Source organism: Leptolyngbya sp. 7M, assembly GCF_018128485.1.
This window is the reverse complement of the sequence record NZ_CP070897.1, coordinates 1,062,680-1,077,483: the sequence shown is the minus strand read 5'-3', so window position 1 is coordinate 1,077,483 and position 14,804 is coordinate 1,062,680. Positions and strand designations below refer to the sequence as shown.

Below are 14,804 nucleotides of genomic sequence, written 5' to 3'. Positions count from 1 at the left end.
ATGGTAATCGGTCAAATCGGGTCTGACGACATGCTCAAACGCCCTGGTCCTGCAAAAAAGCGTATCAGCAAAATGCCCGTAAACGCTATAAGCAAAACTTTTACCAAAAACGGGATCGTGGCGCTGTACGTTCCTTCATAAGACACTGAAGTAAGCAGCATGTAATACATGACGGCCCGCCAGAATGAGAATGGTTGTCCTTCTCGCAATGAAGTGTATAGAGTTCTAAGTATAAAACCAAGAAGCATCATCCCGAGCGGTACTCCCCATGGACCGAAGTTGCGAAGCAGATCTCCGAATGGCGTTACTGCAAAGGCATTATCGCTGTAGTTGAAATATAGGTCGCCGTATTTTGCCGGGTCGATAGTGACCGGCTTATCAGGCCAGAGTATACGAGGGATCCAAAATGTCGAAAATTCATTCCAAATATTATTGGAAAATCCGTATGCATCTTCCAAGGTAGAAAGTCGCTCGTGATTTGATACTATAACTGCAAGGGAACTTACAGCATCCAACCTGTCGCCTAAAGCTCCAAATCCCTTTGATAAATTGTCAATTACATTACTGGAGCCGATGGCCGAAAATGTGTCACCTACATAAGCGGCATACTCGCTCATGCTAATGTTTTCCTGATCCCTCTTGATGCTTCGAAAGGTGGTTCCGTAAACCATCCCGATCATCAGCAATATAACAACTATCAATCCGCCGGCAAGAGTCTGCTTTATTCCGATCTTTCCCCTTGTCATCACATAGGCACAGGTAACCAGAATAAATATGGTGATCAAACTGCCTCGGTTTCCCTGAAATGCAGACTTTGTAAGTGAAGTAACTATCAAGACGGCAAGTACAATATAATGGATCGCATTAAATCTTTCAGACCGGAAGATGAATAGCCACAGAAGAAAGCTGGCCTCAAGCCAATAGAGCGAGAGCATATAAATGAGCCCGTCATAAGCGCCTATTTCATCGACACGCTGAAATCCGAGGATACCGAATGTAAAGGCGAGAATGGTGTTTACCAGGCCGATAGCCATCAATATCAGTCCCGGCTTCACGACATCCGCTGGCCGCCAATTCCAATCAGGGAGACGTTTTGCGATCGCACCGCCTAAGCGCCGTCCAAAGGGTAAAAGGAACCCGATCCACAGTCCCGCAAACCCCAACATCACATAAAAGAAAGTGAGCGGAAGATTTTCGCGCTCGTCAAGCACATAGGCCAAATAGTATGGCTCTGATATCCCAAAGATCAGCGCCAATCCGCCGATAAAAAAGCCCGGAAAGAGATATGTCCACGAGGCAAAAACTACCGGATGAAATGGATCAAAGGTATCGGTATAGAGTTGATGGACTATTGGAGATACCAGCAAGATTCCTGTCGCAATACACCACGGAAGCAGATAAGAATATCCGCTTCTTTGCTCAAAGGCACCGCCCAACCACAGCAATCCCAGCGAAACGATCAGCACGCCCCCCCACAACAGCCCAACTGCATATAAGATCCTTCCTGTACCTTTGCCAGGGATGGACGCTCTGGACCGATGTTGTGTTCTATTGATCGCTAGGGAACGAGGCTGCATAAACGAAATTCACAAGAGGCTTAATTTTATCAAATCAGGGAGATGAAAGCCTCTGTGAACCAAGTAAATTCCTGCACTTGGTCCGCCTAAAGCAACTTCCCTATGTTCTCTCGAGTTTACAAACTGCAATGAGCCCATCTGATAATTGAGAAGAAAATCTGACCGCTATATCATTGATAATATTGTATTTCCTGGGATTGTGAGGGCGGTGTTCGTTGCCGATATCGTAAAACATCATCTCCTCAACAGAATACCCATGGCGTTCCAGCAGCAACTTCAAGGTTGAATAAGAATAATATGCGACATGATCCGGGTGGACAGGCTCTTGCACTCCGCCCCTTCCCCTGAGAGCATAGAGAACGAATCTGAGCGCACAGTAGGCATTGATCGTCGTAATGACCAACCGTGAGCCTTCGTCCATAAACCGCTTGATACCATTCAGAAAGAGGCCAGGGTTGTTTAAATGCTCGATCATTTCGCCAGCAATGATCAGCTCAAACCTATCCTGCAAACCAACGCTCTCTAACTGTTCTAGATCAGCCTTATAGAGGCGTTCAACTCCGTGATCTCGCAAAATGTTCAAGCCATCGTCATCGTTATCGAATCCCGTCAGCTCCGAAGCAACCTTGCCAATCTCAAAATGGAGCAACATATCATTCTCGATCGCCTGCTGAGTATATGGATGATTTGTGCACCCCAGATGAAGCACTTTCTTTCCTTTTGAAAGCGATATAAGAGTCTCTCTTCGCAATACTAATGGCGGTCTTCTCATCACTATTCTGGCTGATATCTATTCTCTCCAAGTATTTTCTTTAGAATCGCGTCGATCTGTGTCCGTTCCAATATACCCGTGAATATTAACAAAGACACGTAAACCGCCCCACCAACTGCCATTCCGGCGATCAGTCCTATCCAATCTTTGGGGAATGCCCGTAATGCCACCGATTGAATGGCGGAAAGAGCGGCCGACGCCAACGTGACAAAAAATACAGTTCGCAACCAAAATTTTAATTGTATTCTGCCCAGGAAGCGATGTTCTAAATACAAGATCATCGGAACGGTAACTACCACACCTATAAGACGAGCAGCAGCCACCGTAATGGAGCCAGTTTCAGATCCTGCCGCAAGAACAATGAAGACAGCCGTGATCAACCACACAAATGTAATAAGAACATTGAACGACGGGGCCTTGTAAGTCTCAGAAAGAGCCCAAACGACAACAAAAAGCGCGATCAAACCGAACGTGATGCTATGGATCACAAGCATAGGATAGGAACGAAGTGCAAACTCGGTACCGACCCATGTTCCAAGAAATGTCCTCCCACTAACTATCAGGGTGACTACGCCCATCACCGCTATCGAAAAGACCACGGCGGTCGCTTTTTGATAAAGCATTTCCATCTGTCCTCTATCTGTCAGCAATTCGTTCAATCTTGGAAATAAGGCGAGCGAGAAGCTGGAAATGAACCCATGTAGATAAATACCTAGCAGCATCGGGACGAAGAAAAATGTTAATTCCTCTGGGCCATGATTTCTAACGATCCAAGCTCTTTCAAATATGAATAGAAGATTTCCGAAAATTTGATAGAGGATGATGCTCAGACCATATGTTGCAACGGCATAGATCAAGTCTTTACCGATATGCACTGTCGGCCTGAAATCTTTCAAGCCCGTAACGGCAAAGAAATAAAAAACGATCGCCGAAGTGATCGTTGTAAAAAGGTTCCATCCGATCAAGGCCACAAGTCCGTGACCGCTTTTGGCTATCAAAATATTGCCGCCGGTCAACAAGATAGAAAACGTCGTAGATATTCCAAGATAGGTCCCAAATCGATGTAAACCTTGCAGCGTGGATTGAAACACCTGGGACAACATCGTGGCTACGCCAGCCGCAATAGCGATGTACAGCGCTATGGTTGCCGGCTCAACAAACTCATCAGGCAGCAGAAGTACGTCAGAAATGATCCAGGGCGTTAGAGCTATTAATACACCGGCACCAACGGCAGCGATCAGAATGGTGAAGAAGAATGTTGCGATAACCGCTCGTGCAGCGTTATCTTTTTGCCCCGCAGCGTTGAATTCTGCTACGTACTTAGCAGCCACCCGGCCTATGCCAAATGTGAAAGAATAGCTAAGAAAACCCAGAACGATCGCATAAACACCATATTGCTCAACGCCGAGGGAATGGACGATTATGGGTGTAGATATGAATCCCAGAGCGAGCGGAAGAAACCAGGCCGCAACACCGAATATCGAGTTCGTTGCCAGTCCGCGCCTTTTTTGTTCGTCACGCCTATCCATTACCGGTCTATTGCATTAAGATATGCCCTCACTACATCCCGAGCGACATTACGCTCATCGAACTTGGAGAGAGCGATCTTTCGGGCATTCTCACCGATTCGCTGTCTCAGTTGTGGCTCATCTGAAAGCCGGATCATCGAATTAGCCAAGGCCTCAGCGTCCCCCGCTTCTATCAACAATCCGGTCTTCTCGTGTTCGACCGCTTCCGGAATGCCATAGACCCTTGTGGATATCGGAGCGATCCCGAACGCCATCGCCTCGAGGAGCGAAATGGGGAGTCCTTCTACAAAACTCGGGAGTACGAAAATATCGGCAACTTGGAAGAATCTGAGCACATTCGTCCGCCCTGAGCCTAGCGTTGCAGGATCGATTAACTTAAACCTAGCTCCCAGTTGATAAGACCCGACACGAATCCTATCTTCTTCACTCATAGGCATAGGCGATAGCCAAAGGAAATAGATATTGCGGCCTCCATCGGTCTTTATAATGCGCCTTGCTGCATCGAGTAGCGTCCATCTGCCTTTTCTGTCAATGAAGTTACCAACCGTAAGTGCGATCACGGCATCTTTTGGGATACCATTTTCTTCAAGCCACTCAGGGTTCATCGAGATCGAAACGCCCATTCTGCTGAAATCCACGCCGGAAGGCGCACGTGATTTCATCGTGCCGTCGCGCATTCACACGGGCAAATTCTTTGCCCTGCCGCAGTCGCCGCAAATTTTGAAGCAGATCACGATGATCGCGGGTTTTGACAAGTATTATCAGATCGCCCGATGTTTTCGCGACGAGGATCTGCGGGCGGACCGCCAGCCGGAATTCACGCAGCTCGATATGGAGATGTCCTTCGTCAACCGCGAACAGGTCTATCGCGAGATCGAGGGCATGTTCAACCACGTCATGCGAAAGGTCGGCGGCATCGAGCTGCCCGCCGAGTGGCGGCGAATGACCTATGCCGAGGCGATGCGCCGCTACGGCTCGGACAAGCCGGACCTGCGTTTTGGAATGGAACTCATAGATCTGAGCGACGATCTGCGAGACACGGATTTCGCACCGTTCGCTGAGACCCTGGAAAAGGGCGGCGAAATAAAGTGCATCGTCGTAAATGGCAAGGCAGATTATTCGCGAAAACAGACCGACGAGCTGCAGGAATACGTCAAACGCTACGGTGCCGGTGCGATGGCGTGGATCAAAATTGGTGACGAAGTAACGTCGTCGCTGATGAAGGCGCTGGGCGAAGAAAAGATCGGGCAGCTCATAACGACAGCCGGTGCTGAACGAGGCGACGCGGTTCTGATCGTCGCCGGAAAGAAGAGCGTCGTTGCAGCGGCCCTTGGGGCACTGCGGAACGAAATCGCCCGACGCGAGGATCTGATCGACCGAAGCAAATTCGAGTGCCTGATCGTTACGGAATTTCCGATGTTCGAACACGACGAGGAAACTGACGCCTATGTGGCCGCGCATCATCCTTTCACATCGCCGATGGACGAGGACCTTGAGATGTTCAAAACGGCGGTGAACGACCCGTCGCAGCATCATCTGCTCGGCAACGTGCGTGCGAAGGCCTACGACGCCGTGATCAACGGCTACGAATGCGCGGGCGGCTCGATACGTATCCATCAGAAGGACATTCAGGCTCTGAATTTCAAAGCTTTGGGTCTGACGCCGGAAAAAGCACGCGAGCGTTTCGGATTTTTCCTCGACGCGTTGGAATACGGCACGCCGCCCCACGGCGGTTTCGCCGCAGGCATCGAACGCACCTGCATGATATTGTGCGGGACCGAAAATATCCGCGACGTGATGGCTTTTCCGAAGACCGCGTCTGCTCAGGACCTGATGATGGATGCCCCAGGTGATGTGGATAATTCGCAATTGGATGAACTTGGTATCGCGGTCACACTGTCATCCAATAAATGATGGGTGAAGTACCGGTATTCATAATCCTCAAAACATACTGGTCGGAATTGAATGTTGGTCTTGGGTAGTGCGGAACCATTCGACGAATTTAGGTATTCCTGCCTCGATCTTCGTTTTCGGGTCATAGCCGAGCAGGCGGCGGGCTTTGGAGATATCCGCATATGTCATTGGGACGTCGCCGGGCTGCATTGGCTGCTGCTCGATCATGGCTTTTACACCAATGTTCTCTTCGATCAGCTCAATAAGCTGCTTTAGTTCGGTAGTTTCCGATTCACCAAGATTTATCACCTCATGCATCGACCCGGCATAATTCATTGCTTCGCGCACACCCTGAATTATGTCATCGATAAATGTGTAATCACGTCGTGTGGTGCCATCGCCGAACATCTGGATCGGTTTGCCCTCCGCTATCAAGCGAGTAAATTTGTGGATAGCGAGATCGGGCCGCTGTCGTGCTCCATACACAGTGAAGAATCTGAGACAGACAGTGCGGATGTTGTAAAGATGGGAATATGTATGGCACAGCAATTCGCCCGCTGCCTTCGTCGCGGCATAAGGTGAGATCGGCTTGCGTACCGGATCATCTTCTGAAAAAGGGATGCTGTTGTTTACCCCATAAACGCTTGACGAGGATCCGAACACAAAATGAGGCACATCGTGCAAACGGGCAAGCTCCAAAAGGTTTAACGTCCCTTTTATATTCGTCTCACAATAAAGCTTTGGCTGAGAAAGAGAAGGCCTGACGCCCGCCCTGGCAGCAAGATGCACTATCATTTCGAACCGCTGAGCATCAAAAACTGCTGTTAGGTCTTCTTCGTTGCGAATATCAGCCTTAACAAAATTTACGTTGGGATCACCGAGAAAGGATGCTAGATTTGCCCGCTTAAGTTCCGGCGAATAAAAATCGTTCAGGTCGTCAACTATAGTGATCTGCCACCCGCCCTCTCGGAGCAAATTTTCCACCAAATGCGAGCCAATAAAGCCAGCCCCCCCGGTTATGAGTACGTCTTTCTTCACTTGATTTTTTGGTTATTTGATGAAGGTCTAAACGGGTCAACCGTAAATTAAACCGTATCACACATCTAAAAGGCGGGCAAAACTGCATAATTGCAGTTTCTAAAAAAACTGCCCGATCTCAGATTGTTGCAGTGTAGCTAAGCTGTTTCTCCTAGTTCAGATGTCGGTTTCGAACCTGATATTTGTGGATCAATTCCTCCAAAAAGCCCTCGTATGTAAAGGTCTTTTCATCGTAATCAGGTTTAAGCCGATACATTAAGGGAAGCGCAACCCGCCATGCCATCCATTCGCGTTGGCGTTCATCAAGATCCCAACGGCGACGAAGCAGGTTTTCTACTACTTCGATCTCCTTTTCGGTGAGCTTCGAAAGGTCAGCGCTGAACTCGGTACGCTTCTGAACGCGGCGGAGCGCGGCATCTGCAACAGGATTTGAAAATGTTTCGGCGAATGTCGGAGCTTCATCTGTTCGTTCTCTAATAACGACGGTCCCAGCGAAAAGATCTCCGACCCGTTGGTCACGACGATTGAGAAAGATCGTGATCAGGCCGACCGAATAGATCGGTACGACAAATCCGGGTACCGCATCAAAAATTCTAATTAGATTCCGGGCGATCGCCTCCCACAGTGTTAACGGACGGCCATCATCCCGGATAACGCGCAATCTCATCAAGCGTTTTCCCGGTGTTTGTCCGTTCCAAAGCCATTCGAAAAAAATGAAATAGCCGGTGAACACGGCGAAGACCACAAGGATAAGGATCGCCAGCATCCAGTTTGATAAACCCGTACGGGTGGTCTCTGCAAACTCAATCTCTGACCAGAGGCCCTCGCCTAAAGATAGAGAGAACAATATCAAAATCAACGCTATAGCCGCATATTGGATCAGATGATCGACAAGAACCGCGAGAAAACGATTCCCGATCGATGCCATCGGCAATTCGATCGGGACACGCTCCGGAGTTTCGACCACTAGGGTTTCTTCGGTGCTTATGAACTGTCTGTCCATATTAGGAACAGATTATTACTACTGCAGATTCAGTTTCAAATCATTTATTTTGCTTGTCAATTCAAACCCGTGTTCTCTATACTTTAGTAACTGACCCGGTCTGGAGATGAGGCAGAATATAGTGAGACCAACTATCCATCGCGGAAAGATCGACCCCGGCGAAATGCGTTTTGCACTTGTCGTCAGCCGTTGGAACGATTTTTTGACGTCGAGACTTCAGGAAGGCGCTCTTGATGCCTTTGGATCGCACAACGTGCCCGAGGACAATGTTGAGATATTTATGGTCCCGGGTTCCTTTGAATTGCCTTTAACCTCAAAGGTCGTTGCCGAAAGCGGCAGATTTGATGCTGTAGTCGCGTTGGGCGTAGTTATCCGTGGGGAAACGTCACACTTCGATCATGTCGCCGGCGGAGCTGCGAGTGGTATCCAGCAAGCAGCAATGAGTACGGGAATCCCGGTCATTTTTGGTGTGGTAACTGCCAATACGCTTGAGCAAGCCATCGACCGGTGCGGCGTAAAATCAGGGAACAAGGGGTTTGAAGCGGCTCTCGCTGCGATCGAGACCGCACATCTGCATAAACAGATAAAGAACAAGGAAAAGGGTAAGGACAGAGCAGTTCCGCATGTCGCTTGAAAAATCAGCCAAAGGTTCAGGCACGCGCCGAAAAGCAAGAGAATGCGCTCTTCAGATGCTGTTTGCGCACGATCTGGCAAAAACGGATAGCAGCCAATTGACCGCTACGTATTGGGACGAACTCGGGGATGAGTCGCTTGATGAAAAGACGCGGTCGTTTGCCGCAGATATAGTTGTTGGAACCCTAAAGAACTTACAGACCATCGACGATCGAATAAAGACCCGAGCAGAACACTGGCGAATCGAGAGGATGGCTGTTGTGGATAGGAATGTCCTCAGGCTAGCAGTTTACGAATTTTTGTTCAAAGACACACCCCATACTGTAGTTATAAATGAAGCCCTCGAGATAACGCGTAGATTCTCCACTTACGAAGCCACACAGTTTATAAACGGAATTCTCGACGGAATAAAAATGGACATTGAGACCACTTCGCAACCGGAGCAGGATGGTACTTCACAGCGGGCATTTTCGCAATGAGACCCTTTCTGGCCCAACCTTTAAGCAACTTCTCCGGTTGGCATTTCAAGCTTATTGGCTTCATATTTATCTGGTCGGGGGCATTCCTGCATTTACCAGTGTTGGATCTTTATGCCCAGTCGCTTCCGAAGAATATCCGTGGATATCGCGTCCATCGGGATGTGATCAAGATCGAAAGGTCTTCTGTTTCCGATGCAGATTCGCCGGTAACTGTTAGTTTTAAGGATCTTAGGGTATCTGAGATCGGTTTGACCGGATCTACGTTCCTTTTGGACGCCGAATTACGCTCAGAGTTTCAGAGCGGAAAGGTGGAGATTCTTGATTTTTATGATGTACGCGTAAACGGGATCGCTGTTCACCCGGAAGAATATGTTCGCCCGTTCGAGTTCAAGAAAGGTGTAACCGTTGAGCTTCCAGAGCCGGTTCGGATCTTCCTTCCGGTCACTGGAGCGATCCGCGGCGTATTGAATGAGGTCTTCGATTCTAAGGTCGAATGGACAGTTACTGGCCGAATGTTTGTGTTTGGCAAATTCCGACGTTACGGTTTCAGCCACAAACGGGTAGTGGTTGTCGATTTCGAATTTGCTCATCCGAACCCTCTCAGGGGCAGTCGTCTCGGGTCGTAAACAGGCTCTAGACCGTCCACGATGTTTATCTTTCTTTTCCGTTAGGCTAAACTAAAAGCTTATCAAGATAATCAACCCAAGAGGTTTAATTTGCGCTGTGAGTAACCCCATCACTAATATTTCCGAACACTTCGAAGCGAATTTTGGTGCGAATTCGAGCTATGTAGAGGCTCTATTTGCTCGTTTTAAGGAAGATCCCACGTCAGTGGACGAATCCTGGCAGGTTTACTTCGGTGAGATGCTTGCCGGTACGGACGGAACCACGAACGCAGCAAGCCGTGATACGGAGCGCGGACAAACCACGTTGCTTCAAGAAACAAAGAAAGAAAACACGGAAGAGGCTGTTTCCGTCTCGAAAACCGAGTCGATTGAAACACCGGTGCTTTCTGAGGGCAGTGAGGCGAAGCCATTGGTCGGTCCGGCTAAGAAGATCGTCGAGAACATGGAGCAAAGCTTGAGCGTTCCGACCGCTACGAGCGTTCGGACAATGCCTGTAAAACTCCTTGAAGAGAATCGACGCATAATAAATCAACATCTTGCGACCCACGGCGGGGGAAAGGTCTCGTTTACTCATTTGATCGCGTGGGCGATCGTACGATCCGCGCGAAATATCCCGGCAATGAACAATGGATTTGGGATAGTTGATGGCAAACCTGCCCGGATCGTGAACTCGTCCATAAATCTTGGTATCGCTATCGACATTGAGAAGCGCGATGGCACGAGAAACTTGCTCGTCCCTAACATCAAGGAATGTGAGAAAAAGAATTTCTCAGAATTCCTCTCAGCATATAACGATGCCGTAAAGCGCGCACGCGACGGAAAACTTGAAATATCCGACTTTCAGGGCACGACGATCTCCCTGACCAACCCCGGCACTATCGGCACAGGTGCTTCTAACCCAAGATTAATGTCCGGACAGAGCGCGATAATCGCTACCGGTGCTATTGAATATCCGGCTGAGTACCAGGCAATGACCACGGCCGCCCTATCGCAGTTGGGCATAAGTAAGACAATAACGCTGACCAGCACTTATGACCATCGTGTTATTCAGGGTGCCGAAAGCGGCCTATTTCTCGCCTATATTCACGAACTCCTGCTTGGCCAGCACGGCTTCTATGAAGAGATATTCGCAGATCTTGAGATAAACCATTCACCGCTTCGTTGGTCGGAGGATTTCAATCCTTCACTTTTTGGTGGCGACCGCATCGCAGAACAGACCGAAAAGCAGGCGAACGTCTTGCAGCTAATCAATGCTTATCGGATACGGGGGCATCTGCTTGCTGACATCGATCCGCTCAATATGACGGGACATCGCGAAGCCGAACTTGAACTTGAGAATTTTGGACTGACCATCTGGGACCTCGACCGTGAATTTATCACAGGCGGACTCCACGGAGAGAAAACACTAACTCTCAGAAAGATACTCGACATTCTTCGAAAGGCTTATTGCGGAAAAGTAGGCATCGAGTATCGGCATATTCAGAGCAAAGAAGAAAAAGAATGGATCCGTGGCCAGATCCGCCAACACTTTGTAGATCAAACCCCTCTGGAACCGGAGCTGCGGAAAGATCTGCTTCAGAAATTGATCGAGGCAGAACAGTTCGAACAATTTCTGCACAAGAAATATCTAGGACAAAAACGCTTTTCACTTGAAGGCTGTGAGACAGTAATACCGATGCTGGATCAATTGGTTGAAGGCGCCGGAGCTCGTGGTATCGAAGAGATATTCATGGGAATGGCACACCGCGGCCGGCTGAATGTGCTTTCAAACATTGTAGGTGATGCGGAATCGGGAGATATGGCCGAGCGCATCTTTACTGTATTTGAAGGCACGTCGCATCCCAGCTTTCCTGCTGACGAAGGCGACGTTAAGTATCATCAAGGCGCTCTAGGGGTCAAAAAAACAAAATCAGGAAATTCCATCAAGATCCAGCTTTCTTGCAATCCGAGCCATCTTGAATTTGTTAATCCGGTCGTCGAAGGTATGGCCCGCGGCCGCCAGGATGACCTGAGGAACGGTGACGGACGTACACGAGAGGAAGTTTACGATCTGATAATGCCGGTATTGCTCCACGGCGATGCGGCCTTTGCCGGTCAGGGAATTGTGATGGAAACTCTACAACTCGCAAACCTTCCCGGCTATCGCACCGGCGGCACCATTCATATCGTCATCAACAATCAGATCGGTTTCACGACAGGCCCTGAATCAGGACGCAGCTCGATCTATTCGACCGACGCCGGGCAGATAACCCAAACACCCATTTTCCATATCAACGGTGATGATCCGGAGGCTGCTTTTCGCGTTATACAGATAGCTCTTGATTACCGCCATCGATTTAATAAGGATGTCGTACTTGATCTGGTCGGGTTTAGAAGGCTAGGCCACAACGAAGGTGACGAGCCGAGCTACACGCAGCCGGTAATGTACGCGCGTGTGAAGGCTCACCCGGGAACTCGTCATTTATATGCCCAGTATCTGATACGGGAAGGTGTGATCACAGAGGACGAGCTGAAGACAATGACCGATAAGGTCGTGGATAAATACGAAGGTATTCTTTCACGGGCAAAACAGATCGCGTCAGAGAAGCCGAAACAATTGTCTGTACCGGAGCCGGTCATCGAAGAGGATGGTTCGACGGTTTTCGAAACCGGAGCTTCTTCTGAACATTTACAGACGGCCTCTGAAAAGATCTCTTTGGTGCCGGCAGGGTTCAACATAAATCCGAAAATGGTCGGCCAGCTAGGACGGCGCGCAAAAATGGGTGCCGGCGAAGTTCCCATGGACTGGGGTTTTGCGGAGGCAATGGCGATCGGCACATTGGTTCAGGAAGGTTATCCGGTCCGGCTTTCAGGGCAGGATTCGGGCCGCGGAACATTCTCGCAGCGTCACGCCTCTATGTATGACACCGTGACCGGTGAGCGATGGTCACCGCTAACCGAGCTCAGAAATCCTGACAATGGAAAGGCTCGATTCTATGTTTTCGACAGTTCGCTTTCCGAGGCTGGCGTGCTTGGATTTGAGTATGGCTACTCCCTTATTTGTCAAAACGATCTTGTAATGTGGGAGGCCCAGTTCGGCGACTTTGCCAATGGTGCTCAAGTAATAATAGATCAGTACATCTCGGCGTCTGAAGATAAATGGAAAGAAAGGTGCAGACTGGTCATGCTGCTGCCGCATGGTTACGAAGGGCAGGGACCGGAGCATTCTTCCGCACGGCTTGAGCGTTTTCTCCAACTATGCGCGGAAAACAACCTTCAGGTGTGCAATCCAACAACGCCAGCCCAATATTTCCATCTATTGCGACGACAAGTGAAACAGGAAACGATCCGGCCGTTAGTGGTTATGACGCCGAAGAGCTTATTACGGCTGCCGGCTGCCTCCTCCACGATCGAAGAGCTTCGTTCCGGCGGCTTCCGTCCCGTAGTTGATGACGCGAAGATCAAAGATCGTTCGCTTGTGAAACGGATCGTACTTTGTTCAGGAAAGGTCTATTACGATCTGGATGCAGGGCGAGGAGATTCAGGTGATGATCGCGTTGCAATTGTCCGACTTGAACAATTCTATCCTTTCCCCGGTGAGGCGTTAAGAGAGATAATTGCGGGCTACCCAAACGCTGTTCAGCTGTTTTGGGTGCAGGAAGAGCCGCAGAATATGGGCGGTTGGTTTTTCGTAGAGCCAAGACTGAGGAAGATGATGCCCGAGACGATGTCGCTCCGTTACGTGGGGCGTGTGCCTTCTGCATCACCGGCGACGGGATCCTATGCCATCCATGAGCTTGAACAAAAAGAGATAGTGGATAACGCTCTTATCGAAGACACAGACGAGATATCTGCTGCAAGCGAGCCTGAGGTCTCAGAAAAGATCGCTCCGGCATCGGCATAGGGTCTCTTAATGGGAGAGATCCTGATTTGAGGCGATAACGTAGCTATAAGGCAAAGTTAAATGTAATGAATCCTGTTGCCTTTACGGGTTGTCCGTCACGCACAACGGGCCTGAATTTCCATTTCATTATCGCATCTCGAGCTGCGGGCTGTAGAAGAGTGTGTCCGGAGACATGTGTTATCTCAATTATCTCTCCGACTTCGTCAATTATCAGATCGACTCTGACAACCCCCGAAGCACGCATTTGCCGTGCAGGAGCCGGATAAGTAGGAGCTGCTTGTCGGGTCGCAAACTGTATCAGTGAGCCAACATTGACCGGATCCGGATTCTCATTTTTGAGAACAATCGAAGACGGTACAGCTTCCGGCTTGTTTTCCTTTTCACTGGTGTTCTTTGTCTGCGATGCTCCGACGACCATGACCGGACGCTCCGGGGGATTAGAATTTGCGGCTGAGGTTCCCGTTTGTTCAGTTTTTGTAACAGATGAATTTGATGCTACAAGTTCGGCGGATGGGGACTTCGGATCATCTGGCTTCGAAGATGATACACCATTATCAGCTGATCGCGTTGTAGCTACCGAACCTTGACCTTCAGTGATAACAGAGGCCGCAGGTTCTCCGGATGAAAGTTCAAACGCATTTTTTACAACGCTTCTCGATGTGGCCATCAATTCGCGAGCATCGGCAACCTCATCACGCCAGCGCCGTGCATCATACTCGTCACGAGCCAAGGCCGCACGAACGGTCGTAGCTTCTTCGAGCAGTGCTATGCCCAAATTGGCTTGCTGTGCGTTAGACGAAACTTCTTTTGCCTGTTCAACCACTGCTTCAAGCATCGACCGCATACCCTCGATCTCGCGAACGGCTTCAAGAGGCAGATTGCGGTCAGATACCAGAAGACCAAAAGAACGGTAGCGTTCTATCTGGCTACGGGCTGATCGAACAACCTGAGCCGCTAGCGCCTGATAGAATGTCTCGGCGTTCGCATTGTTTCGCTTCAAGCTGGCAAAATGGTTTTTCAGCATTTCATCAGCGCGCCGAAGGTCACCCTGCTCCAAATAGCTATTCATCAGCAGGACATTCACAACATTGTGAACGGTTGGGTCGCTGGTTTCGCGCTTTATATTCTCAAGCTCGTATATAGCTGAAGGATAATTACGTGCAGCGATGAATGCCTTTGCTTTAGAAACGCGGTCACGCATTATCTCTGACGATGTTGGCGCTTTAGATACAACGGGATTGATGTTCTGCGGCTGCGGTTCGGATGACGCCTGCGGCGTCTGTGCATTTATGATGGCGAAAGAACTTAATAAAACTAACAAGACCGAAGTGCAGAACCTTCTGACATTTACCGGCATTTATAGTCCTCCTT

At 49.3% G+C, this 14,804-nt stretch carries 12 protein-coding genes; 5 read left to right on the top strand and 7 right to left on the bottom strand.

What is annotated here, in order from left to right; all coding sequences use genetic code 11:
* Nucleotides 1-11: 11 nt before the first annotated feature.
* The 4 genes from JVX88_RS05100 to JVX88_RS05085 all read right to left on the bottom strand — a co-directional run bounded on the left by JVX88_RS05100 (nucleotide 12) and on the right by JVX88_RS05085 (nucleotide 4,540).
* Nucleotides 12-1,577 (bottom strand): O-antigen polymerase, encoded by a 1,566-nt coding sequence (locus JVX88_RS05100; RefSeq protein ID WP_211626254.1) that lies wholly within the window; start codon nucleotides 1,575-1,577, stop codon nucleotides 12-14.
* Between the two features lie 100 nt (nucleotides 1,578-1,677).
* Entirely contained in the window at nucleotides 1,678-2,349 is a 672-nt protein-coding gene (locus JVX88_RS05095) for a class I SAM-dependent methyltransferase (protein WP_225931341.1), read from the bottom strand.
* Between the two features lie 2 nt (nucleotides 2,350-2,351).
* Complete coding sequence (locus tag JVX88_RS05090) at nucleotides 2,352-3,878, bottom strand: hypothetical protein (protein WP_211626252.1); 1,527 nt, start codon at nucleotides 3,876-3,878, stop codon at nucleotides 2,352-2,354.
* On the bottom strand, nucleotides 3,878-4,540 hold the full coding sequence (locus JVX88_RS05085) for a glycosyltransferase family 4 protein (protein ID WP_225931340.1): 663 nt from the start codon (nucleotides 4,538-4,540) through the stop codon (nucleotides 3,878-3,880). Before JVX88_RS05085 ends, JVX88_RS05090 begins: the two co-directional genes overlap by 1 nt.
* Here JVX88_RS05085 and aspS point away from each other — a divergent pair.
* Nucleotides 4,434-5,792 (top strand): aspartate--tRNA ligase, encoded by a 1,359-nt coding sequence (aspS, locus tag JVX88_RS05080; RefSeq protein ID WP_225931475.1) that lies wholly within the window; start codon nucleotides 4,434-4,436, stop codon nucleotides 5,790-5,792. The two genes, JVX88_RS05085 and aspS, sit on opposite strands and share 107 nt — an antisense overlap.
* A gap of 27 nt (nucleotides 5,793-5,819) precedes the next feature.
* Here the strand turns inward: aspS and JVX88_RS05075 are convergent, their stop codons facing one another.
* Together JVX88_RS05075 and JVX88_RS05070 are read right to left on the bottom strand one after the other, a co-directional pair.
* Nucleotides 5,820-6,809, bottom strand: coding sequence for a GDP-mannose 4,6-dehydratase (locus JVX88_RS05075; RefSeq protein ID WP_211626249.1), 990 nt, complete (start codon nucleotides 6,807-6,809; stop codon nucleotides 5,820-5,822).
* A gap of 151 nt (nucleotides 6,810-6,960) precedes the next feature.
* Nucleotides 6,961-7,812, bottom strand: a complete 852-nt coding sequence (locus JVX88_RS05070; protein ID WP_211626248.1) for an RDD family protein — start codon at nucleotides 7,810-7,812, stop codon at nucleotides 6,961-6,963.
* A 121-nt stretch (nucleotides 7,813-7,933) separates the two neighbouring features.
* Here JVX88_RS05070 and ribH point away from each other — a divergent pair, with 121 nt between their 5' ends.
* The 4 genes from ribH (at nucleotide 7,934) to JVX88_RS05050 (ending at nucleotide 13,433) form a co-directional block, all read left to right on the top strand.
* Nucleotides 7,934-8,446, top strand: coding sequence for a 6,7-dimethyl-8-ribityllumazine synthase (ribH, locus tag JVX88_RS05065; RefSeq protein ID WP_263975471.1), 513 nt, complete (start codon nucleotides 7,934-7,936; stop codon nucleotides 8,444-8,446).
* Nucleotides 8,436-8,924, top strand: coding sequence for a transcription antitermination factor NusB (gene nusB, locus JVX88_RS05060; RefSeq protein WP_211626246.1), 489 nt, complete (start codon nucleotides 8,436-8,438; stop codon nucleotides 8,922-8,924). Before ribH ends, nusB begins: the two co-directional genes overlap by 11 nt.
* Complete coding sequence (locus JVX88_RS05055; RefSeq protein WP_211626245.1) at nucleotides 8,921-9,550, top strand: hypothetical protein; 630 nt, start codon at nucleotides 8,921-8,923, stop codon at nucleotides 9,548-9,550. Before nusB ends, JVX88_RS05055 begins: the two co-directional genes overlap by 4 nt.
* A 97-nt stretch (nucleotides 9,551-9,647) precedes the next feature.
* Nucleotides 9,648-13,433: a multifunctional oxoglutarate decarboxylase/oxoglutarate dehydrogenase thiamine pyrophosphate-binding subunit/dihydrolipoyllysine-residue succinyltransferase subunit gene (locus JVX88_RS05050; protein ID WP_211626244.1), complete on the top strand. Its 3,786-nt coding sequence runs from the start codon at nucleotides 9,648-9,650 to the stop codon at nucleotides 13,431-13,433.
* A 43-nt stretch (nucleotides 13,434-13,476) separates the two neighbouring features.
* Here the strand turns inward: JVX88_RS05050 and JVX88_RS05045 are convergent, their stop codons facing one another.
* Nucleotides 13,477-14,790: an energy transducer TonB gene (locus JVX88_RS05045; RefSeq protein WP_211626243.1), complete on the bottom strand. Its 1,314-nt coding sequence runs from the start codon at nucleotides 14,788-14,790 to the stop codon at nucleotides 13,477-13,479.
* Nucleotides 14,791-14,804: the final 14 nt, after the last annotated feature.